The 23,321-nt window shown below is 46.6% G+C and carries 20 protein-coding genes and 4 pseudogenes; 18 read left to right on the forward strand and 6 right to left on the reverse strand.

Going from position 1 to position 23,321, the window contains the following annotated elements; translation table 11 throughout:
• The first annotated feature begins 127 nt into the window (after positions 1–127).
• The 16 genes and pseudogenes from minD to rsmH all read left to right on the forward strand — a co-directional run bounded on the left by minD (position 128) and on the right by rsmH (position 13,500).
• Positions 128–906 (forward strand): annotated as a pseudogene (gene minD, locus DWZ60_RS05200) (septum site-determining protein MinD).
• Between the two features lie 12 nt (positions 907–918).
• Positions 919–1,179 carry a cell division topological specificity factor MinE gene (locus DWZ60_RS05205; protein WP_022462853.1) on the forward strand — a complete coding sequence of 87 codons (261 nt, stop codon included), beginning with the start codon at positions 919–921 and terminating at the stop codon, positions 1,177–1,179.
• The gene (locus DWZ60_RS05210; protein ID WP_022462854.1) at positions 1,163–2,359 is read left to right on the forward strand and encodes an FtsW/RodA/SpoVE family cell cycle protein; all 1,197 of its coding nucleotides are present in this window, start codon (positions 1,163–1,165) and stop codon (positions 2,357–2,359) included. Before DWZ60_RS05205 ends, DWZ60_RS05210 begins: the two co-directional genes overlap by 17 nt.
• Complete coding sequence (gene mgsA / locus DWZ60_RS05215) at positions 2,334–2,738, forward strand: methylglyoxal synthase (RefSeq protein ID WP_022462855.1); 405 nt, start codon at positions 2,334–2,336, stop codon at positions 2,736–2,738. Before DWZ60_RS05210 ends, mgsA begins: the two co-directional genes overlap by 26 nt.
• Positions 2,713–3,798, forward strand: coding sequence for a D-alanyl-D-alanine carboxypeptidase family protein (locus DWZ60_RS05220; protein WP_242998322.1), 1,086 nt, complete (start codon positions 2,713–2,715; stop codon positions 3,796–3,798). The genes mgsA and DWZ60_RS05220 overlap by 26 nt, the downstream gene beginning before the upstream one ends.
• Positions 3,799–4,019: 221 nt before the next feature.
• Positions 4,020–4,438, forward strand: a pseudogene (locus DWZ60_RS05225) (twitching motility protein PilT).
• Positions 4,439–4,643: 205 nt separating this feature from the next.
• Entirely contained in the window at positions 4,644–5,927 is a 1,284-nt protein-coding gene (locus DWZ60_RS05230) for an HlyD family efflux transporter periplasmic adaptor subunit (protein WP_147397723.1), read from the forward strand.
• Positions 5,928–5,947: 20 nt separating this feature from the next.
• A pseudogene (locus DWZ60_RS05235) lies at positions 5,948–6,642 on the forward strand (YggS family pyridoxal phosphate-dependent enzyme).
• Between the two features lie 89 nt (positions 6,643–6,731).
• A complete protein-coding gene (locus DWZ60_RS05240) occupies positions 6,732–7,343 on the forward strand; it encodes a cell division protein SepF (RefSeq protein ID WP_055217838.1) in 612 nt (203 codons plus the stop codon).
• Between the two features lie 133 nt (positions 7,344–7,476).
• Positions 7,477–8,589, forward strand: coding sequence for a 3-dehydroquinate synthase (gene aroB, locus DWZ60_RS05245; protein WP_055217839.1), 1,113 nt, complete (start codon positions 7,477–7,479; stop codon positions 8,587–8,589).
• A complete protein-coding gene (gene lspA, locus DWZ60_RS05250; RefSeq protein WP_022462862.1) occupies positions 8,579–9,115 on the forward strand; it encodes a signal peptidase II in 537 nt (178 codons plus the stop codon). Before aroB ends, lspA begins: the two co-directional genes overlap by 11 nt.
• A complete protein-coding gene (locus tag DWZ60_RS05255; RefSeq protein ID WP_117801150.1) occupies positions 9,108–10,037 on the forward strand; it encodes an RluA family pseudouridine synthase in 930 nt (309 codons plus the stop codon). Before lspA ends, DWZ60_RS05255 begins: the two co-directional genes overlap by 8 nt.
• A 173-nt stretch (positions 10,038–10,210) precedes the next feature.
• Positions 10,211–10,849, forward strand: a complete 639-nt coding sequence (locus tag DWZ60_RS05260; protein ID WP_117508930.1) for a cytidylate kinase-like family protein — start codon at positions 10,211–10,213, stop codon at positions 10,847–10,849.
• A gap of 75 nt (positions 10,850–10,924) precedes the next feature.
• Entirely contained in the window at positions 10,925–11,365 is a 441-nt protein-coding gene (gene dtd, locus DWZ60_RS05265; protein WP_022462865.1) for a D-aminoacyl-tRNA deacylase, read from the forward strand.
• A 108-nt stretch (positions 11,366–11,473) separates the two neighbouring features.
• On the forward strand, positions 11,474–12,421 hold the full coding sequence (locus tag DWZ60_RS05270) for an RluA family pseudouridine synthase (protein ID WP_055217841.1): 948 nt from the start codon (positions 11,474–11,476) through the stop codon (positions 12,419–12,421).
• Between the two features lie 29 nt (positions 12,422–12,450).
• Positions 12,451–13,500, forward strand: a complete 1,050-nt coding sequence (gene rsmH, locus DWZ60_RS05275; protein WP_055266069.1) for a 16S rRNA (cytosine(1402)-N(4))-methyltransferase RsmH — start codon at positions 12,451–12,453, stop codon at positions 13,498–13,500.
• A 98-nt stretch (positions 13,501–13,598) separates the two neighbouring features.
• On the opposite strand, the pseudogene DWZ60_RS05280 reads toward rsmH, so the two are convergent.
• Together DWZ60_RS05280 and lexA are read right to left on the reverse strand one after the other, a co-directional pair.
• A pseudogene (locus DWZ60_RS05280) lies at positions 13,599–14,674 on the reverse strand (tyrosine-type recombinase/integrase).
• Between the two features lie 205 nt (positions 14,675–14,879).
• Entirely contained in the window at positions 14,880–15,548 is a 669-nt protein-coding gene (gene lexA, locus DWZ60_RS05285; protein ID WP_119221354.1) for a transcriptional repressor LexA, read from the reverse strand.
• A 253-nt stretch (positions 15,549–15,801) separates the two neighbouring features.
• Here lexA and DWZ60_RS05290 point away from each other — a divergent pair, with 253 nt between their 5' ends.
• Positions 15,802–16,176, forward strand: a complete 375-nt coding sequence (locus tag DWZ60_RS05290; RefSeq protein ID WP_119221355.1) for a LysM peptidoglycan-binding domain-containing protein — start codon at positions 15,802–15,804, stop codon at positions 16,174–16,176.
• Between the two features lie 193 nt (positions 16,177–16,369).
• On the opposite strand, the gene DWZ60_RS05295 is transcribed toward DWZ60_RS05290, so the two are convergent.
• The 4 genes from DWZ60_RS05295 to DWZ60_RS05315 all read right to left on the reverse strand — a co-directional run bounded on the left by DWZ60_RS05295 (position 16,370) and on the right by DWZ60_RS05315 (position 20,963).
• Positions 16,370–16,744, reverse strand: coding sequence for an ArsR/SmtB family transcription factor (locus tag DWZ60_RS05295; protein ID WP_055217845.1), 375 nt, complete (start codon positions 16,742–16,744; stop codon positions 16,370–16,372).
• Between the two features lie 17 nt (positions 16,745–16,761).
• A complete protein-coding gene (locus DWZ60_RS05300; protein WP_119221356.1) occupies positions 16,762–18,630 on the reverse strand; it encodes a heavy metal translocating P-type ATPase in 1,869 nt (622 codons plus the stop codon).
• Positions 18,631–18,816: 186 nt separating this feature from the next.
• Positions 18,817–19,035, reverse strand: coding sequence for a cation transporter (locus DWZ60_RS05310; RefSeq protein ID WP_055266075.1), 219 nt, complete (start codon positions 19,033–19,035; stop codon positions 18,817–18,819).
• Between the two features lie 194 nt (positions 19,036–19,229).
• Positions 19,230–20,963: a glycoside hydrolase family 5 protein gene (locus DWZ60_RS05315; RefSeq protein WP_158576319.1), complete on the reverse strand. Its 1,734-nt coding sequence runs from the start codon at positions 20,961–20,963 to the stop codon at positions 19,230–19,232.
• Between the two features lie 599 nt (positions 20,964–21,562).
• Here DWZ60_RS05315 and DWZ60_RS05320 point away from each other — a divergent pair.
• Complete coding sequence (locus DWZ60_RS05320; protein WP_119221358.1) at positions 21,563–23,260, forward strand: carbon starvation CstA family protein; 1,698 nt, start codon at positions 21,563–21,565, stop codon at positions 23,258–23,260.
• The last annotated feature ends 61 nt before the right edge of the window (positions 23,261–23,321 follow it).

The following is a 23,321-nucleotide window of genomic DNA, read 5'->3' on the forward strand; positions in this document are numbered from 1 at the left end:
AATTTTTCCGGCAGAAACGAAGCCTGGGAAGAAAGCTGCAAAAGAGAAAGGATGCGTTTTTAAACAAAGGTTTGGACGCATCCTGCGGCATGAAAATGCAGAACAGTTTTCAACAAGGAGGTTCCAGATGAGTGAAGTCATTGTAATTACATCAGGAAAAGGCGGCGTCGGAAAGACGACAACCGCAGCAAATATCGGAATCGGGCTGGCACAGCTTGGAAAGAAAGTTGTGATGGTAGATACCGACATCGGTCTTCGAAACCTGGATGTCGTGCTCGGCCTTGAAAACCGGATTGTCTACAATCTTGTGGATGTTGTGGAGGGCAACTGCCGGATGAAGCAGGCGCTAATCCGCGACAAACGGTACGAGCAGCTCTACCTTCTCCCGTCTGCCCAGACGAGGGACAAGACAAGCGTAACGCCCGAGCAGATGAAAAAACTCTGCGATGAATAAAACAGAGCTTTGATTTTGTTCTTCTTGACTGTCCGGCAGGCATTGAGCAGGGATTTGCAAATGCAGTTGCCGGTGCCAATAAGGCAATTGTTGTGACTACGCCGGAGGTTTCGGCCATCCGGGACGCGGATCGAATCATCGGCCTTCTGGAGGCGCAGGATCTGAGGGATATCTCTCTTGTCATCAACCGTATCCGGCCGGATATGGTAAAACGCGGTGAAATGATGTCGGTGGATGATGTACAGGAAATTCTTGCTGTCCCGCTGCTCGGCATTCTGCCCGATGATGAGCAGGTAGTAATCGCCACCAACCAGGGCGAAGCGATCGCTGGAAGCGGTTCCAAGGCAGGAGAGGCCTTTACGAATATCAGCCACAGGATCCTCGGGGAGAGTGTTCCCTACCTGGATCTTGACAGCAAAAAGGGATTTTTCCGCCGCGTATTCGGGCGATAGGAGGGAACTGGTATGGGTTTATTTTCAGGCAGAAAGCCGCACTCCGGCCTCGTTGCAAAAGAACGTCTGTCCAATCTTTTAATGGCAGAACGTCTGAACTGTTCTCCGGCATCGCTTCAGATGCTGAAAAATGATCTTTCTGCTGCTGCAGGAAAATACCTTACCGTTGAGGCGGATGAAATTTCCGTCACCATTACACAAACAACCCCTGTTATACTGACAGCGAAAATACCATTGAAAAGAAACGAGGAGTATCATGTTAAGACGATATAAGCTGAAAAATTATAATTTCCGACTGGTCATTCTTCTGATTGCCATCAGCATCATTGGTGTGCTTCTGATCGGAAGTGCAGACAGTGCAGATCAGAAAAAACAGGCCATCGGAGTCGTATTAGGCGTAGTCATCATGATTATTGTCTCTTTGCTTGACTATAGCTGGCTTCTGAATTTTTACTGGGTTCTTTACATCGGAAATCTGATGATGCTTGGCGTTCTTTATCTCGGAGGTTCTACCGCAAAAAACACGTTTGGTGCGACCCGTTGGATTCAGATCGGAAGCTTTCAGTTTCAGCCGACCGAGCTGTCAAAAATCTTTCTGATCATGTTTTTTGCGATGTTTCTGATGAAGCATGAAGAAGATCTGAATACGGCGAAAACCATTTTTACCGCGATCGGGCTTCTGATTCCGCCGCTCGTTATGATTTACCGTCAGCCGGATTTAAAAAATACGATTACGGTCATGGTTCTGTTCTGCTTTATGATGTATGTGGCGGGCTTAAGCTACAAAGTTATCGCCGTTGTTCTGGTTTCCGGTTCAGCACTGGTACTTGCGCTCCTGCTTGTCATTACGCAGGTGAATTTCCAGCTTCCGGCGGCTCTTGACAAGACGATTGGCTATCAGCTTGGGCGGATTCAGGACTGGTTAAGCGATGATGCCGACAACGCCGACGGCCGTCTCCAGCAGCAGAATTCCATTACAGCCATCGGTTCCGGAAAGCTGACCGGAAAAGGACTCAACAACAATAAAGTTTCTTCCGCAAATAAGGGAAATTTCGTTTCCCAGAACCATAATGACTTTATTTTTGCAGTGGCAGGAGAGGAACTTGGTTTCTTTGGATGCTGCGGAATCATCCTGCTCCTGTTCCTGATTCTCGTCGAATGCATCCGGACTTCCCGGAAAGCAAAAGATCTGTCAGGAACGTTGATCTGCTGCGGTATGGCAGGACTAATTGCCTTTCAGAGCTTTCTGAATATCAGTGTTGCAACCGGAATCCTGCCGAACACCGGTACACCGCTTCCGTTCGTCAGCTATGGACTGACCTCCCTTGTAACACTTTACATCGGAATGGGGCTTGTCCTGAATGTCGGACTGCAGAACCGGGATTTTGTAACCAGAAACTATGAATTACTAAGGAGGAAAACCATCAATGAACATCGGATTGATCGCGCATGATGCAAAAAAAACGCTGCTTCAGAACTTGTGTATCGCCTACCGCTCGGTACTTGCCAAGCATACTCTTTACGCAACCGGAACTTCCGGCCGTCTGGTAGAAGAGGCAACCGGACTTAACGTCCGCAAATATCTGGCTGGACACGTTGGAGGCGTTCAGCAGATGGGTTCTCAGATTGAACAGAATGATCTGGATCTTGTGATTTTCCTGCGGGATCCGGAACAGCCGAAACAGCATGAGCCGGATGTCCATCGGATTATCCGTCTCTGCGACGTACACAGCATTCCGCTTGCCACCAATCTTGCAACGGCAGAAATGCTGATCAAATCATTAGACAGAGGAGAAATGGACTGGCGTGAAATCTACCGGAGAAACGACTAATACTACAGAAAAAGAACAGAAACTGCCTGTAACGGAGAAAAACGGGACTGCTCCGGAAAAAACCGAACATATTTTAAACCGCCTGATCATCGGCGCGGGTGTCTGTGTTGCTGTTATTGCGGTTCTGATCGGTGTGAAACTGTACCGTCAGGACCGCCAGATGGACATTACAGAGCCGTTTGCGCGAAGTATGGTGCTCGCCTCCGATCCGCTTTCGGCAGAAAAACGGTTTCAGGCTGAAACGCTCTCTGCCGATCTCTGTGTCGGTGAGACGAGCGTACCGCTGAATGATATCTCGTTTTCTTCACAGGTAAAGGCCGGACTGTTTGATCTGGATCACAAAAAAGTATTGTTCGCGCAGAATATGTATGATCAGGTCTACCCAGCCAGCATCACGAAGATCATGACGGCTCTCCTTGCCATGGAATACAACCAGCCGGATACGCAGGTAACGATCACAGAAGAGGATCTTGCGCTGGAAGATGGATCCCAGATGAGTGGACTGGCCGTGGGCGATACGGTAACGATGGATCAGCTTTTCCATGCATTGTTGATTTATTCTGCCAACGATGCTGCTATGGCGATTGCCCGCCAGGTAGGCGGAAGTGTAGAGAATTTCGTTCAGATGATGAACGATAAGGCAGCTTCCCTTGCCATGACCGGTACGCATTTTGCAAACCCGCACGGTCTTCACAATGAGAATCATTACACTACTGCATATGATGTTTATCTGATGCTGTATGCTGCCTATCAGCATACGGAATTCCAGAATACGATGTCAATGTCTTCCTACACGCTGAACATGACGCATGCGGACGGTACGGCGGGAACGATCTATTTAAGCTCCACGGACAAATATCTGACCGGAGAGAAAAACGCACCGGAAAATGTGACGGTGCTCGGCGGAAAAACCGGAACGACCGATGAGGCCGGTTCCTGCCTGGCACTGGTATCCCAGAATGCATACGGAGAACCGTTTATCTCTGTCATTCTTCATGCATCAACAAAAGTGGAACTGTACGAGGACATGAACACTCTTCTTTCCAATATCAACTCCTGACGTAATCTTTTTGCAATCCCCCGGACGGCGTTTTTTCTGCCTATCCGGGAGATTGTCGTATCCGTTCAGAAAAACAGAGCTCCTTTCCCTGCGAATTAGAAGATTTTTCAGAATTTTTTCATTTTACCATTGAAAACGTTAGTGAATTGTACTATAATTAAACCATGAACTTAAAGGTTTTTGGTGAAAATATCTTATTCTAATCTAAGGAGGAAACTGCTATGGTTCAATTAATTGTAGGCAAGAAGGGAAAAGGCAAAACAAAACAGCTGTTAGACAAAGTAAATGCAGAGGTAAAAACCGCAAACGGAAATATCGTGTATATTGACAAGAGCACAAAGCACATGTTTGAATTAAACAACAAAGTACGTCTGATTTCCGCAACCGACTATCCTCTGAAAAACAGTGATGAATTTATCGGATTTATCTGCGGTATCGTTTCTCAGGACCACGATCTCGCAAGCGTTTATCTCGACAGCTTCCTGAAAGTAGCAAAACTGGAAGGAGAGGACATCACAGATTGTGTTGAACAGCTGGAAGGCATTGGCAAGCAGTATAACATTACCTCGTATTAAGTGTCTCCATGGATAAAGAAGAGCTTCCGGAAGGCATGCAGGATAAGATTATCGTTGCACTGTAACCAAAACTGTATTATAATAATTGCATAGCGACAAAACCAAAGGACGGCGCTTACGGCACCGTCCTTTTAGCGCATGGATTAAACAATAAAAGGAGCATACATTTTGTCTAAGCAGAAAAAGAACAGCCGCCGGCATTCGAGAATCCGTTTCCCTTTTCCAGCGTTGAATATTGGAAATATCATCTTTGGAGCCCTTTTTTTCTATATGGCAGTTTCACTTTTCTTTTACCTGACCGCCGATCATATCAAATCTTTTCAGGTTGTGCAGGGAACTTTATCCCGGAATGATACCTATACCGCATTCGCCATGCGGACAGAGAGTGTGCAGCTTTCCTCCGGCAGCGGATATGTTCAGTTCTATACCCCAAATGCATCGAAAATCAGCCGCGGAAGCGCTGTTTATGGGATTTCCGCAACAGAAAATGCCGATACCTCTGGTATTGCGGCAGATGCGGCAACGAGAACGTCGCTTCGTTCCTCGCTCGCACGTTTTTCTTCTGATTATGATTCCAGTTCCTTTTCCGGCATTTATCAGCTGAAAACAGAACTTTCCGCAAAGCTGCTTGCCGCTGCCGCTGAAAACGGAGATTCCTCATCACAGACGATATTTTATGCAGATCAGGACGGTGTTGTCGTCTACGGCAGTGATGGATATGAAAGCTATACGGAGGACAGCCTTACGCCGGAGCTTTTCTCTACGAAAGCCTCTGTGGTTTCCTTTGATTCCGGCGCGCAGACGGAGCCTGGAAATGCAGTATACCGTCTGGTGACAGATGAGCAGTGGGAAATTGCCGTTCCGGTGACGAATAAGCAGGTCGTTACACTTTCCAATTTCAGTACGATAAAAGTTAAATTTCTGAAAGACGGAAAAACACAGACGGGAACGCTGAATCTAAAGTCCATTAACGATCAGAACTATGCTGTCATTTCGTTTACAAGCGGGATGATCCGTTATGCGGAAGACCGTTTTCTTTCAATAGAGCTGGTCACAAACACTGGAAGCGGACTGAAAATTCCAAATACTGCCATCACGGAAAAAGATTTCTATAAAATCCCGGCGCAGATGCTCGTACAGGGCGGAGACAGCAATTCTTCCGGTTTCCTGCGGGAAAAGACCGATAAAAAAGGAAATGTCATGCTGGATGATAACGGACAGCCGGTGACAGAATTTGTAAACGCCACGATCTATGAGCAGGTCAATGATGAAAATGATAATCCGGTCGAATATTACGTCGACATGGCCGCTTTTAATGATGGAGATATACTTCGTGCACAGGATTCCGCCACAACGTATCAGATTGGAGAAACGGTTCCGCTGCAGGGTGTTTACTGCATCAACAAAGGATATGCTGTATTCCGCAAAATTCAGATCGTCGATCAGAATGCGGAGTATTCTATCATAAAAAAACAAACGCAATACGGCATTTCGCAGTATGATTATATTGTGGAAAATGCATCCACCGTCAGTGAAGAAGATATTGTGCATTAAATACTGGAGGTTAGAAAGATATGCTGAAAGAGAACTATGAAGAAGTCCAGAAGAAAATTACAGAAGCCTGCAAAAGAGCCGGACGGAACCGGGAGGAAGTTACCCTGATTGCGGTCAGCAAGACAAAACCGGTCGAAATGCTTTCCGAAATCTATGATCTTGGCGAACGCAATTTCGGTGAAAACAAAGTGCAGGAGCTGACAGAAAAAGAGGAAGTGCTGCCAAAGGATATCCACTGGCACATGATCGGTCATCTGCAGCGGAATAAAGTAAAATACATTGCAGGAAAAGTTGCCCTGATTCATTCTGTCGATTCTCTTCGTCTGGCAAAAACGATCAGTGAGGAAGCGGTAAAGCACAACTGCGAAATCCCGATCCTGATCGAGGTAAACGTTGCCGGCGAGGAAAGCAAGTTTGGTGTCTCCGTAGAGGAAACCCTTCCATTGATTGAAGAAATCGCAAAACTTCCGGCAATTCATGTGGAGGGACTTATGACCATTGCACCGTATGTGGAAGATCCAGAAGAAAATCGTCCGGTTTTTCGCAAATTAAAGGAATTAAGTGTTGACATTGCCGCCAAAACATTAATAATGTACGTATGGCCATTTTGAGCATGGGCATGACCGGCGATTACGAAGTAGCAGTAGAAGAAGGCGCCACTTTAGTACGGGTTGGAACCGGAGTCTTTGGCGAACGGGATTACAGTAAAAGATAACAGGAAGCCTTTCCAAGAAGAGTGACCCCGCGCATTCTGCACGGCTGTCTGGCCAAATGCCACAGGACTAAAAATAGGAGAGTATAAGAATGAGTGTTTTAGACAAATTTCTGGATGCCATCCGGCTGAACGACGATTACGAGGAAGAGGATGCTGATTCGGATAGCTTCTTCGATGAAGAAGACGATGATATAGAAGAAAAACCAAAGAAACGTTTCTTCCGTAAACTGGAGAACGAGGATGAGGACGAAGAGGAAGAGCCGCAGGCGAAACCGGTTCACACTGCACCGCGTAAACAGCCGGCGCCAAAGACCACCGCTTCAAGCCAGGCTGCTGCTGCACGAGCTCCAAAGCCAGCTGCTCCGGTTTCCTCGAAAGTTACTCCAATGAGAAAGAAAGCAGGTGCATTAAATATGGAAGTATGCGTCATCAAACCGGCTTCCATGGAGGATACCCGTGAAATCGCGGATACGCTTCTGGCCGGATGTACCGTTGTCCTTAACTTAGAAGGCATTGATGTGGATATTGCCCAGAGAATCATTGATTTCTGCTGTGGTGCATGCTACTGCATGAGCGGAAGTCTGCAGAAAGTTTCCAGCTATATTTTCATCCTGACACCGTCCAGCGTAGAAATTTCCGGTGACATCCAGGATATCTTAAGCGGAGCTTTTGATCTTCCAAATATCCGTACCGATTATTAAAGAAAATTATCTTTGCAGTAAATTAAAATGGATCCACTGGATCAATTATTGATTTGCTTAGTAACAAAGGAAAAGCATCAGATGCAGGATTCTGATGCTTTTTTCATGAAAGAACATACAGGAGGCATAATTTATGAAAACACTTACCGTTAAAAGAGAAGGCACATCTACTGAATTTTCTTATGAAATTGTCTGGGACGGCAGCTACGAACGCCTCGCCGGCTGTGTGGAGAACTTAAAACTCCCTGCAAAAAAGGCCTGCATTGTCACAGACAGCACGGTTTCAGAACTGTATCTGGAAGAGGTAAAAAATGTACTGTCCCCGCTGTTTGAGACCGTAACCGCATTTGTTTTCCCGGCTGGTGAAGCAAGCAAAAATCTGGATACCGTCAAAGATCTGTACACGCATCTGATTGAAAACCACTTTGAGAGAAAAGACATTTTATTCGCACTCGGCGGCGGTGTCGTTGGGGATCTGACCGGCTATGCGGCGGCAACGTATCTGCGCGGCATTGATTTCATCCAGCTTCCGACGACACTGCTTGCACAGGTAGATTCCAGCGTTGGAGGAAAAACGGGCGTCGATTTCGACCAGTACAAAAATATGGTCGGTGCATTCCATCATCCACGTCTTGTCTATATGAATATGGCAACCTTAAAATCCCTGAACGGAGAACAGTTTGCCTGCGGTATGGGAGAAGTCCTGAAAACAGGTCTGATCCGCGATGAAAAATTCTACATCTGGACCATCAATCACATGTCTGAGATCGAAGAGCGGATTGAGCCGGTATTAACGAAAATGATCCAGAAATGCTGCGATATCAAACGCCAGGTTGTAGAAAATGACCCAACAGAACAGGGAGAGCGTGCCGTTTTAAATCTTGGCCATACGATCGGTCATGCCATTGAAAAGCTCAAAAACTTCGAACTGCTCCATGGCCAGTGCGTTGCACTTGGAACCGTTGCTGCTGCCTATATTTCCTACAAGAGAAGTTATCTCTCCGATGAAGAGTTTTACGAGATTCGTGATATGAACGTCGGTTTCTATCTGCCAATCACCGTGGACGGCCTGAAATCGGAAGATATTCTGGCTGCAACAAAATCGGACAAGAAAATGGAACAGGGTACGATCAAATTCATCCTTCTGGAGTCTGTCGGCCATGCTGTGGTGGACCGCACGGTTACAGATGAAGAAATGCTGGAAGCTATCAATTCTATTAATGGAGATCTGATCGATGAAGAGTAAAAAACTTTCTCCGCTGGCCGTTTATCTGGTTTGCGCGGCAGCGATTGTCCTTCTGCTTGCAGCAGATCAGTATACAAAATCACTGGCAGTGCAGTATCTGAAGGACCAGCCGTCGATCGAGCTCATTCCAGGGGTTTTGGAGCTGTTTTATCTGGAAAACCGCGGTATGGCATTCGGACTTCTGCAGGATCAGTACTGGCTGTTTGCTATGATGACGGTATTGTTTCTGATCGTCATGGTGATCGTCTTTTACAAGCTTCCAAAGACACGCCGCTTTTTACCGCTTTTTGCCGTGCTGACTGTTCTGACGGCTGGTGCGGTCGGAAATTTTTACGATCGTTTTCTGAATCACTATGTCGTTGATTTCATCTACGTTTCGCTGATCAACTTTCCGGTTTTTAACGTAGCTGATATTTATGTCACCGTATCGGTCGCTGTCTTTTTACTGCTGTATCTGTTGTACTACAAGGACGAAGACTTCGCATTTCTGCATAAAAACGCCAAAAAGGAGGAGTCCGATGGCTGAAGAAGAACGGATTTTGGAAGTTACACCGGATTTTGACGGAAAACGGATTGATCAGTGCCTGGCCGCATCTTTTTCGGACTGTTCCCGTTCTTTTCTGCAGAAGCTTTTAAAAGACGGAAAGGTTTCGATCAACGGAAAAACGCAGAAAGCAAGCAGTAAGGTTGCCGCCGGTGATGCCGTTCTGGTGCTTCTGCCGGAACCGGAAGAACTGAACGTGGAGCCAGAAAACATTCCGCTTGATATTCTGTACGAGGATGATGATCTTCTGGTCGTCAATAAGCCCAAGGGGATGGTCGTACATCCGGCGGCAGGCCACAGCAGCGGAACACTGGTCAATGCGGTTCTGTATCACTGCCGCGGAAATCTCTCCGGCATCAACGGCGTTCTGCGCCCCGGAATCGTCCACAGAATCGATATGGACACAACGGGTGCCCTGGTTATCTGTAAGAGCGATTTCGCCCACCAGAGCCTCGCAGAACAGCTCTCTGTACATTCCATTACCCGAAAGTACCGGGCAATTGTCCATGGGAATCTGAAAGAGGACGAGGGAACCGTGCGCGGTGCAATCGGCCGCCATCCGACAGACCGGAAAAAGATGGCGATTAATGAACGGAACGGAAAACCGGCGGTCACACATTACCGTGTGCTGGAACGCTTTGGAAATTATACGTATATTGAATGCCAGCTGGAAACCGGCCGGACGCATCAGATCCGTGTCCATATGGCAAGTATCGGGCATCCGCTGCTTGGCGATGCGGTTTATGGCCCGAAGAAATGCCCGGTGAAAAACCTGCAGGGACAGACGCTGCATGCGATGGTACTTGGATTTATCCATCCACGGACCGGTGCCTATATGGAGTTTGAGGCGCCGATTCCGGAATATTTTTCCAATCTGTTGCTGCAGTTTCGAAAAAATGTCTGAAACCGCTTAAAAAGAATGATATTTTAAAAAGTATATAGTTAATTTGTATAAGTTTTATCAAAATGTTCTGTACTTTCTGTGAATTCTGTAGTATACTGGATGTAACGAAAAAACGCGAGTTACTACATCTGTGAAAGCAGATTATTGTGACGGAATGGAAAGGAGCGGATTATATGAAAACTATCATAACGATTGGACGTCAGTACGGAAGCGCCGGACATTCCATTGGTAAGATTTTAGCGGATGACCTGGGAATTAAGTACTATGACAAAGAGCTGCTGGAGAGAGCAGCAAAGGACAGCGGATTATGCCAGGAATTGTTCGAAAACCACGATGAAAAACCAACCAACAGCTTTTTATACTCTCTGGTTATGGACAGTTACTCCTTCGGCTATGGATCTACCATGATGGATATGCCGCTGAACCAGAAGGTATTTCTGGCACAGTTTGATGCCATCAAGAAGATTTCGCAGGACGGTCCGTGTGTCATCGTAGGCCGCTGTGCAGATTATGCACTGGAGGAAAATCCGAACGTGCTGAGCATCTTTATTAAAGCAGATATGCAGGATCGCATCCGCCGTATCGCAAAGCTGTATGATCTTTCCGATGCAAAAGCAAAAGACAAGATCACAAAGATCGACAAACAGCGTGCAAGCTACTACAATTACTACACCAGCAAACGCTGGGGCGAGGTAGACAGCTACGACCTGTGCCTGAACAGCAGTGTATTCGGTATCGATGGAACCGTAGATATGATCAAACAGGCAATTGAAGTTAAAGAAGCGGGAATCCGCAAGATTTTCAGCACCTGATCAAAACAGAACATAGGAGAAACGACCCTCCTCTTAAAAATAAGAGGAGGGTCATTTTATGAAAGGATTTTAAAGATGAGAATTGTTATACAACGTGTAAAAAGAGCAAGTGTTTCGGTGGAAGAGAAGGTTGTCGGATCGATTCAGAAAGGTTTTCTGGTTCTGATCGGTGTCGGCCAGGGGGACGATGAAGCAACAGCAGACAAGTATATGAAAAAACTGCTGGGACTGCGTATTTTTGAAGATGAAAATGGAAAGACGAACAAGTCCCTGGCAGATGTGGATGGACAGCTTCTGATGGTTTCACAGTTTACCCTGTATGCCAACTGTAAAAAGGGAAACCGTCCAAGCTTCACGGAAGCAGGCGAGCCGCACAGAGCAGAAGAACTGTATGAATATATGGTCGCGAAAGCACGGGAACAGGTTCCTGTTGTCGAAACGGGAGTGTTCGGGGCTGAGATGGAAGTATCACTGGTGAATGATGGGCCGTTTACGGTGATCTTAGAGGATCTGTGAAACCTGTTTTTGTCTAGAGATAGTGTACCATCATCGTGCTGAATTGTTTGTATTTATACAGTTTACATAAAATGATTATGTGAACTTGTGAAGAGGAGAAAATCTTTTATGCCGCAATTTGACTATCAGCAGCTGTGTCACTTTGTCCTTCCGGAACAGGGGGGACTGTCGGTGGAAACAATTCTAAAACGTTTTCTGCACCTGACACCACGTGAAATCCGCCATGCCAAATATATTCCGGATGGAATTCAGAAAAACGGTGTTTCCTGCCGCACAAATGCAGTCGTCCAGACTGGAGATACGATCACTTTTCGATATGAGCAGAAGTGTCCCCACCTTTCCGAAGATCAGGTTCTGCCGGTATCAGGTGATTCTGCCGGCGTACGGATTCTCTATGAGGACAGTGATCTCTGTGTCGCAGACAAGCCATCCGGTATGGTCTGCCACGCTTCCCACGGCCATTATTCCGATTCCCTGACACATGCTGCCGCATCCCTGTTAAAAACACCGACAGCGCCTTCTGAACTCCGCTGCATCGGCCGTCTTGACAAAGATACATCGGGTCTGGTACTATTTGCAAAGAATCAGCTGGCTGCTGCCAGACTGTCCCGGCAGCGGGAGAGCGGCGCGCTGAAAAAAGAATACCTGGCTCTGGTACACCATCCCTTTTCCGAAGAAACGCAAAAAGAAACCATTCGTCTTTCCATGGAGCAAATTCCAGGAGATGACCCTGATTCTTTCGATCCGTCTGGGAAACGTATCACTAAAATGCGTATCTGTAAAGAAGGGAACGGCCTGTGGGCTACTACACACTACGAGGCTGTCCTTCAGGATCCTTTCTGGGCCGTCGTGTGCTGCCGTCTGGAAACCGGCCGCACGCATCAGATCCGCCTTCACATGGCATCTATTGGACATCCACTTTTCGGAGATCCGCTCTACGGAGTCCGCGACGGCGGTACCCGTGCCGCGCTCCATGCCTGGAAACTGCACTTTCTGCAGCCGATGACAGGAGAACCAATTGATCTGGAAAATATTCGAACGCACATGTTCGATTAAATATATTTGAAGTATAAGGAGAACATTTTATGGAAGAACAGAAAGAACACAAACGCCGCGTCCGCTACAAAGGCACACATCCGCGGAATTACAATGAGAAATACAAAGAACTGAATCCGGAGAAATATCAGGGGACCATTGAGCATGTGATCCAAAAGGGAAGCACACCGGCCGGCATGCATATCCCGATTCTCGTAGATGAAATCCTCGATTTTCTCAAGATCGAGCCGGGACAGAACGGACTTGATGCAACACTCGGATACGGCGGCCACAGTTCCCGTATGCTTGCATGCCTGCAGGGAAAAGGGCATCTCTGTGCGCTGGATGTCGATCCGATCGAGATGGCAAAAACAAAAGAACGACTGGCCGCGCAGGGGTACGGCCCTGAGATTTTAACGATTCTTCATCAGAATTTTGCCAATATTGATCAGGTTGCTGCCGAATACGGCCCCTTTGACTTCATTCTGGCGGATCTTGGTGTTTCCTCCATGCAGATTGATAATCCGGAGCGCGGCTTTTCCTACAAATATGATGGACCGCTGGATCTTCGCCTGAATCCGGAGGCAGGAATTTCCGCGGCCGAGCGTCTGCGCACGGTTGCACGCGATGAACTGGAAGGCATGCTCATTGAAAACGCCGATGAACCGTATGCAAAAGAAATTTCCCAGGCTGTTACGCGGGCACTTCGGAAAGGAAAGAAAATTGACACTACGTTTGCACTGCGTGATCTGATCGCTGAAGCACTGGATTTTCTTCCGAAAGACGAGAAAAAAGAAGCCATCAAAAAATCCTGCGCCCGCACCTTCCAGGCACTGCGGATCGATGTAAACAACGAATATGAGGTTCTGGAAGCATTCATGGAAAAACTTCCGGATGCTCTTGCTCCGGGCGGCAGAGCGGCAATTCTGACGTTCCATTCCGGCGAAGACCGGCTTGTGAAAAAGTCCATGAAGGGACTGTATCAGATCGGTATTTATTCCGAATATTCAAAAGAAGTCATTCGTCCTTCCAAAGAAGAATGCATCCGCAACAGCCGTGCAAGTTCAACGAAAATGCGCTGGGCAATTAAGGCGGAGTAACTTAAAAAAAGCAGGAGAGAAGTCGTCTCCATAAAAAAGAGGAATCAACGAATGGGATATAATCCCTGTTGATTCCTCTTTGGGTTTCTGATATATTTTTATTCCTCATGCTCCGGCATGGACTCCCGCAGCCGTACCGCTGTGGCAGCCTGACGGCGCCTTGCATCGTCCATGGCAGCATAATGTTTCTTCGTCGTATTGACATCCTTATGGCCGAGGACATCCGCAACAAGATAAATATCGCCTGTTTCCTGATACAGCGTCGTACCGTACGTACTACGCAGTTTATGCGGCGTAATTTTCTTCGTTGTCGTCACCTGGGACGCATATTTCTTCACCAGATTTTCCACCGTCTTGACGTTGATCCGTTTTCTCTGCGCTGAATAGAAGAGTGCGTGTTCGTGTCCTGCCACAGGCGTAATACCTGCGCGGACTTCGATATACTTTTTCAGTGCCTCGGCAACTTCATCTCCAAAGTAGACAAACATTTCATTTCCACCTTTTCGAAGCACTTTGATGCCATTGTTTTTAAAATCGACATCCTCAATATCTAACCCGACACATTCCGACACACGGATTCCCGTGCCAAGCAGAAGAGTAATGATTGCAAAATCACGTTCCTTTGTTTTTTCATAGTAGGCCCGCTGATGATTGCTCAGCCCGTCGCCGCAGGATTCAATAAAATCGAGAAGCTCCGCAACCTCATTTGGCTCCAGACGGATAATTTCTTTTTCATGGAGCTTCGGCATATCGATAAGCAGCGTAGGATTTGTCTCAATCAGTTCCTTTTTGAAATAATAGGAATAGAACGTCCGAAGTGCCGACAATTTTCGTTTCAGGCCTTTTTCCCCGTTGGTGTATAAGATTCCTGGGAACCGATATAAGCCTTTAAATATTCTGTGTATTCCTCAAGATCAAGTGCAGTGACCTGGTCAAGCACATCAACGGACATCTGATCCATGGGAATTTTGGCAAGTTCCGGATTTTCTTTCTGCAGATACTGAAAAAAGATCCGAAGGTCATATGCATATTTGATCCGTGTGCTGGTCGATGTCGTTGTGCTGATGCCGCGGAAAAATTCGGAAGTAAAAGAGGGAAGCGTCTTCAGAACCTCGCGGAGCTTCAGTGTATTTTCCATATCGGTTTGTTCGTGATACGTAATTTTTGATTTCATAACTGCAAATGAGCCTTTCTAAACAGAAAACCGGGAAAATGAAAGAAGTATTTCTTCTATATAACTATTCGGGAAACGCAGGTTTTTCGAATAGTTGAAGAGTTACTTTCAGAAATCACCGGTTTTTCCTCTGAAACCGCCGAATTTTACAGGCCGATTTCTTGTTCGTTTTTTCACAACATTTTTTATTTTCTTCTTTTATTTTTCAGGATAAAAATCTTAATACTCCGATTACCTTTCCTACGATCTGCAGATCATTCACAAGGATCGGATCCATCTCATCGTTTTCCGGCTGCAGGCGGAAATAACCGTCTTCCTTGTAGAATGTTTTTACTGTAGCGGAATCATTGACCAGAGCGACAATTTTTTCTCCATTTTCCGCAGTTGCCTGTTGTTCCACAAGAACAAGGTCACCGTCTAAAATACCTGCATTTACCATGCTTTCGCCCTGTACCTTTAAAAGGAACGTTTCTGCGTTTGGCAGACGGTCTACCGGCATTGGGAAATATCCTTCAATATTCTCTACCGCAAGAATCGGTTCTCCGGCAGCTACTTTGCCGATCAGCGGAATCTGTGCAACCTCACTCTGGGATGCGGTGTCTTCCGATGCAATTCCCTGGATTGCACCAAGGCGGCTGGTATGGAATCCTTCATCGCAGATTTCAATGGCTCTCGGTTTTGTTGCATCTCGTTTGATATAGCCTTTCCGCTCCAGTGTTTCCAGATGTGCATGTACCGAGGATGTAGAACGAAGGGAAACCGCTTCGCAGATCTCACGCACAGACGGCGGGAATCCTCTCTGCAAAATTTCCTGTTTTAAATATTCGAGAATCTGTCTCTGTTTCTCTGTCAGTTTATTTTTGTCTCCAGCCATCGTATGTTCCTCCTGTCGTTTCGTTTTTTATATGAATTAGGGTAGTCCCCTCTTTCTATACGATATTTGCTTAAAATATACCAAATAAATTTTACCATAAATCCCACCGGAACGCAAACAAAAGTTTCGAAAATTTGTTCGTATTTCGCATTGACAAACATACGTTCTTTTATTATAATGAACATATATTCGAAAGAACAAATGTTCACATAGCACAACTACTCTTCTATCACAAATCAAGGGGGAATTTTACATGAGTACCAATGCAAAGAAAAGAAAATCACTGAGAGAAAGACGAAAAATCCAGAGAAGAAAACTGCAGATCCGCGCAGCCGCCGCTCTCCTGTCTCTGGTTGCCGTCACATTTCTTTTAATCTTCCACTTCACGCCGCAGAATACGCAGGCAGACAGTGAGCCGAAAGCTCCAACCTACAAATACTACACCAGTATCCGCGTTTCTTCCAGCGATACACTGTGGGACATCGCCAAAGAATACCGTACAGAAGAATACTCCGATATTTCCAGTTACATTGCTGAGGTCCGTGAGATTAATCACCTGAGTTCCAACCAGATCACGGACGGTATGTATCTCTGCATTCCGTATTACTCCGATGAGTATAAATCATGAAATTCAAGAAATGCTTTACATAATTCGGTTATGTAAACAAAGTAAAAAAACAGCTTCCAAAATGCACGGAACCTTCTAAAACAACATGTTCGGGAAGCATGGTTTATCAAATAAAGAATGAATGTGAAAAGCAGAAACGTCCCGCAAATGAAATTTCTCATCTGCGGGACGTTTCTGCTATCTTATGCTTTTTTTAATCCTCTTCAATATGCTCCTGTCCCTGTGCGATGATTGTCCGTACATGACCATCTGCAAGAGAGTAGAACACCGATTTTCCTTCTCGTCTGCTCTTTACCAGCTTATTCTGCTTCAGAATGCGAAGCTGGTGGGAAATTGCGGACTGTGTCATGTGCAGTGCTTCTGCCAGGTCGCAGACGCATACCTCTGCCTCAAACAGGACAAACAGGATCTGGATCCGCGTGGAATCACCAAATACCTTGAAAAGCTCTGCCAGATCGTAAAGCTCTGTTTCATCTGGCATGGTCTCATTGACAATCTTTACCAGATTTTCATGAACCTCACAGGAGTCACAGCACAGATCAGCTTCTTCCGGATTGATTTTTGCCATTTTGTGTCCTCGTCTTTCTATAGATTTTTCACAAACAGAGCACGAATTGCATTCAGAACCGCCAGAATCATAACTCCGACATCTGCGAAAATTGCCATCCACATGTTAGCGATACCGATGGCTCCCAGAAGCAGGAACAATACTTTGATACCAATTGCAAAATAAATATTCTCATAAACAATGTGAATACATTTTCTGGAAATGTGAATTGCTTTGGAAATCTTGAGCGGATCGTCGTCCATCAGAACGATATCAGCTGCTTCAATTGCTGCGTCGGAACCAAGTGCTCCCATCGCAATACCGATATCGGCACGGGACAGTACCGGTGCATCGTTGATGCCGTCACCTACGAAGGCAAGTTTTTCTTTTTCTGTCTTTGCGGCAAGCAGCTCTTCCACTTTACTTACTTTGTCACCAGGAAGCAGTTCGCTGTAAACTTCATCAATTCCAAGATCTGCAGCTACCTGATCGGCTATCCGCTTGGAGTCTCCGGTCAGCATAATCGTCTTTTTAATACCGGATTTCCGCAGCGCCTGAATCGCCTCTTTCGCATGCGGTTTGATCATATCACAGATCAGGATATGTCCGGCATACTTGCCGTCTACAGCAACATGGACGATGGTGCCGACGCTGTGGCAGTCGATATAATCAACGCCAAGGCGCTCCATCAGTTTTGCATTTCCGGCAGCGACATTTTTACCGTCTACCTTTGCTGTTACACCGTTTCCGCTGATCTCTTCGATGTCCGTGACACGGCTTCGGTCGATCAGTTTTCCATATGCTCTCTGCAGACTCTTGCTGATCGGATGGCTCGAAGCACACTCAGCAAGTGCTGCGTATTCCAGAACATCTTCCTGACTGATCGTATTGTGGTGAATACCGGCTACTTCAAAGACACCCTGTGTCATGGTACCGGTTTTATCGAATACAACGTATTTGGTCTGGGAAAGTGTTTCCAGATAGTTGGAACCTTTCACCAGGACACCTTCATGGCTTGCGCCGCCGATACCGGCGAAGAAGCTGAGCGGAATACTGATGACCAGTGCACAAGGGCAGCTGATAACTAGGAAGGTCAGCGCACGGTAAATCCATACGCTCCACTCAGGAGCGGCACTTAAAAACAGCATCCGTGCCAGCGGCGGCAGGATTGCCAGCGCCAGCGCACCGTAGCAGACGGCCGGTGTATAGTATTTCGCAAATTTGGAAATAAAGTTCTCGGATCTTGATTTCTTGGAGCTGGAGTTTTCCACAAGGTCCAGAATTTTGGATACGGTGGACTCTCCAAACTCTTTCGTTGTTTTTACTTTAATCAGACCGGACATATTGATACATCCGCTGATGACTTCGTCTCCCTCCCGGGCGTCACGCGGAACACTCTCTCCGGTCAGGGCACTGGTATTCAGTGTGGTGTTTCCTTCTTCGATCACACCATCGATCGGAATCTTTTCACCAGGCTGTACAACGATGATTGTGCCAACCTCAACTTCATCCGGATCAACCTGCTCGAGTTTTCCGTCTACCTCGATATTTGCATAATCCGGGCGGATATCCATCAGTTCGCTGATGTTCCGGCGGCTCTTTCCGACAGCATAGCTCTGGAACAGTTCGCCGATCTGGTAAAACAGCATAACGGCTACGCCCTCCGGATACTCGCCAAGCAGAATGGCACCGACCGTTGCAACAGCCATCAGAAAGTTTTCATCAAATACCTGTTTGTTCAGGATTCCCTTCCAGGCCTTTTTCAGGATATCGTATCCGATGACCAGATAAGGAACCATAAAGGTTGCAAATCGCACATAGCCGGTTGTCGGCAGTACCGCGCAGAGAATCAGAAGAACCGATGCAACAATGACGCGGATGAGAACCTTTTTCTGTTTCTTATTCATACATATGCCTCCTTTGTTCTTACCGCCGGATGAAAAAATCCAGCATTTCATCCCAGAGATTTACAGATCCAAATCCGCTGCTCCAGAGAGAAAATACTGGATTTTTCTCGAGCTGAACCGCAGACAGGTTTTAGAATCTATTCTGCTCCAGCTTTTTCTTCCATCCGCCGATGAAAGTTTTTTATTTTAGAGGAAGATCTCGCAGTCATCCTCAACTTTTTTGCAGTTTTTCAGAACATCCTGCATAACGCTCTTTGGATCCTGTCCGTCTTCGAACTCAACGATCATTTTGAGCATCATAAAGTTTACGGTAGCATCCTTTACACCTGCTGTGTTTTTTGCAGCCTCTTCCATTTTGTTTGCACAGTTTGCGCAGTCAACATCGATCTTATACGTTTTCTTCATCGCTTTTGATCTCCTTTTTCATTTTCACTGTTCATATGAACATTTATTCATATGCTTGTTTTTATTATAGCACCAGTGATGCAATTGTCAATGGAAAACTGAAAAAAATCAAAAAATCTGCCCGTCGGATTTTTTTGATTCCTGCGGGCAGATAGATCTGTTATTTATTTCTCATAAAGAAACGTTATGTTCTGCTATTTTTCACTTTTCCGAATCACAATCTGTCCGAACCGTGCACATCCGTCCAGAACCTCTATTTTCAGAATGCCTTCTCCTGTAACGGTACCGAGTGTGAACCGTTCGAGTGTGTTCGGTGCTGTTTCATATGCAAAATATGGATGAACATCCGAAGTTACTTTCTCACCGGCAGGAGGCATTACCCCTTCAAAAAGAGTCTCTCCCTGAATAGCTGCCTGTACCTTCACCTCTTTGTCTGCACAGTAAGTTACAGAAACGGTATAGGTTTCTTTTTCACGGATTGTATAGGAAGCATACTCTCCTGCTCCCAGCTGAAGCTGTACATGATCTCTCAGATGTTTGATCGGACCCGGTGCGGCAAACCCGGCCGGTTCAGGATGATATCCTTTTTCATAAACCAATTCAAACCGGTCATACAGACGATATCCGGCAGCATTCGGAAGATCACTAAGACCACGGTGTGAATCCATCGGCAGCGCGTTGTAGCCGATCGCCGGGATCTCAAAATCGCCCTCTCGAAGCAGATAAGGATGATACTGCGTATTTTCTTTGCATTTATCGACCGCCAGGCATTCCAGGTAGCTGTCCCAGATGGCCTGCGCATGCTCGTAGGACGGTTTTGCAGCTCCATTAATTGCATAATCGGTAATCAGATGCCATTCATCCGGAACATTAAAGTTCAGAATCGAAGCACATCCTGCTCCCTCTACCGTTTTCCAGCACCACAGATTATAACCGGCGTGGTACTCGGCAAGAATCTCATACATCGTTGTCTGCCATGCGTGCTCATTTCTTCCTCCTGTCTCGCCCATCCACAGGCAGATCTTCTGTTCCCGGCAGGTACGGAGAACGCTGGCAAGAGAAGCTACCTCCGGAACAACCATCTCATACGCATGAAGACTGATGCCCCAGTTGTGGTATTCCGGGTCAAACTCATGATTAAAGAAATATGTAAGAGAGGAAAACTGTGTACCATTCAGCAAAAATAAGTGTTTCTGGTCGATCTTTCTGCAGCGACGGATCATTTCCTCGTAAAAATAGATCAGCTTCGGTGTCAGCTCCTCGCGGCGCGGCGTCATGGAGATCGGCTCGTTGATACAGTCATATGCGCCGATGATCCAGCGGTCTTTGTATCTTCTCATAAACTCTTCCATCAGAAGAAACATCCGCTCCATCGATTCTTCATCGTCATACAGATGCTGTCCATTGTCCACGCCGTCATCACACGGAATTCCGGACTGGCCTGCCGTTGCCGCATGGAAATCTACGACAGCATAAACCTGATACGTCTCACACCAGTCGAGAACATCATTCAGCATGGCAAAGGAATCTTCATTATACGTAATCCCCGGCTCTTCATACAGAAAGCTTCCTGCGCGGATCGGCAGACGCACGGAATTGTAACCGCGTCTGGAGAGAAGTGCAATATCCTCCTCCGTCAGATACAGCCGTCTCCAGCGTTTCCAGAACTCCTCCGCATATTTCGTTCCGCAGGTCTCCCGTAGAATCTGGTCCATACTTCTTCCACGGTCCATGCGTCCCATCGGCGCATATTTTCCAGGCTCGAACAGTCCAAAGCCGCTCTGGGTACCGAGCATAAATCCTTCCGGATTATCCCAGTTTCCCATGCCCCAGCCGCGGAGAATCACCTCTTCTCCGAAATCATTCACAATAATACCGTCCTGATTGTGCAAAAATCCCCTTACACGTTCTTTGTCATAATACCCCATACAAAAATACCACCTTTCCGCAGAATCCTTCTGGTTCTGCGCATTTTCTTCTATTATAAAAATTCTGGTTTTTTGTGTCAAGAAATAGATTTTTACTTTTTTCAGGGAAAAAACATGATATTTTTTAAAAAATTGCTTGACAAACCGAAAAATGAGTCTATAATGCAAAGTGTTCAAAAGAAAAAAGGGATCAGAAAAAAGCAATGAGCAGGACAACATTTTTCGGGTGAACCTTTGCAGAGAACCATCGGCTGGTGCGAGATGGCAGGTATCCTAAAGAACAATCCCCTGTGAGCTGTACAGACGAAACCAGAAATGGAAAGTAGTCCGGACCGGCCTCTCACCGTTAGCAGAGAAGAGATTCACCGGAAAGTGTATCATCGGGGATCTTGTCTGAGTGATCGACCAAAAGAAACAGCCGATAATTAGAAGTGGTAACGCGGAGCGTTTTTGAAAGCTTCGTCTTCTTGCATAAGTCAGGGAGACGAAGCTTTTTTTGTTTCCAAGCATACCAACACAATTGCCTTTTCCCTTTTCTTTTTCCATTTGGAATCCATGTAAACTGGAAATATCATTTTTGAACGAGGAGGAATTTTATTATGAACACGTTGGTTATTGTACTGATCGCCGCCGTATGTCTGATAGCAGGTTATACCTTCTACGGAAGCTGGCTGGCAAAGAAATGGGGCATCGATCCTAAAGCAAAAACACCTGCCGTTGCAAAAAATGACGGTCAGGATTACGTCCCTACCGATGGATGGACCGTATTCGCCCATCAGTTTTCTTCAATCGCAGGTGCAGGCCCTGTCACCGGTGCCATTCAGGCCGCTGTCTTTGGATGGGTTCCCGTCCTTTTATGGATCCTGATCGGCGGTATCTTCTTTGGTGCTGTTACCGATTTCGGTGCGCTGTATGCGAGTGTCAAAAACGAAGGAAAATCCATGGGACTTCTCATTGAGAAATACATCGGCAAAACAGGAAAAAAACTGTTTCTTCTCTTCTGCTGGCTCTTTACACTGATCGTTATCGCCGCCTTTGCAGATATGGTTGCCGGAACATTTAATGCTTACGAAACGGTTGACGGCGTCACAAAGCTTTCTGCCCAGGCAACTGTAAACGGCGCTGCCGGAAGCATCTCCCTGCTATTTATCGCTTTTGCTGTTGTCTTCGGACTGCTCCAGAAAAAACTGCAGTGGAAAGGCTGGAAAGAAATGGTACTCGGCCTTGCCTGCACTGTTGCAGCCTTTGCAATCGGCATGAATGTACCGCTTGTAACAAGCAAAGCAACCTGGACTTATCTGGTATTTGCCTACATCTTTCTTGCCGCTGTCCTTCCGATGTGGCTTCTGATGCAGCCGCGTGACTTTATGACAACCTTTATGTTTGCCGGCATGATCCTTGGCGCTGTTGTCGGACTTGTTGTTGCACACCCGAAAATGAATCTTCCAATGTACACCGGTTTCCACAATGCGGCATCCGGAGATCTGTTCCCGATCCTGTTTGTCACCGTTGCCTGTGGTGCTGTTTCCGGATTCCACAGCCTGGTATCGTCTGGAACCTCTTCGAAAACCATTGCGAATGAAAAAGATATGCAGAAAGTCGGATACGGAGCTATGGTTCTGGAGAGCCTGCTTGCCGTCCTCGCCCTCTGCGTTGCCGGTGCTGCTGCTTCTGCAGACGGTACGGCTGCTGTCGGAACGCCATTTGCGATCTTTTCTTCCGGTGTTGCCGGATTTCTGGAAATGTTCGGCATCCCGGTATACGGAGCACAGTGCTTCATGACTATGTGTGTATCGGCGCTGGCACTTACCAGTCTTGACTCCGTTGCACGAATCGGCCGTATGTCCTTCCAGGAACTGTTCACTGTCGATGATATGGAACATGCTGCCGGATTGAGAAAGCTGCTCTGCAATAAATATTTCTCTACCATTGTTACTCTGCTCTGCGGCTACATCCTGACCCAGATCGGATATGCCAATATCTGGCCGCTGTTCGGAAGTGCAAACCAGATGCTGAGTGCACTCGTTCTGATCACGCTCTGTGTCTTCCTGAAAGTCACCGGCCGTGAAAACAGAACCCTGTTCCCGCCGCTTATCATCATGCTCTGCGTCACCTTTACCGCACTGGTAGAGCGTGTCATCGCACTTGTAAAAGCGTATGGAGCAGGAACCGCTGTCTTCCTCGTTGAGGGATTGCAGCTCATCATCGCCATTCTGCTGATGGTTCTTGGTGTCATCATTGTCATCAGCTGTGGAAAAGAACTGTTCCGGAAGAAAGCGGGACAGGAAACGAAATAATATAGATGTTTCTTCGAAGAGCTTCCTAACGCAAAACGCGTCAGACTACAACAAGTCTGAC

It is taken from the genome of Blautia sp. AF34-10 (genome assembly GCF_003477865.1).
In the GTDB taxonomy this organism is placed as follows: domain Bacteria; phylum Bacillota; class Clostridia; order Lachnospirales; family Lachnospiraceae; genus Fusicatenibacter; species Fusicatenibacter saccharivorans.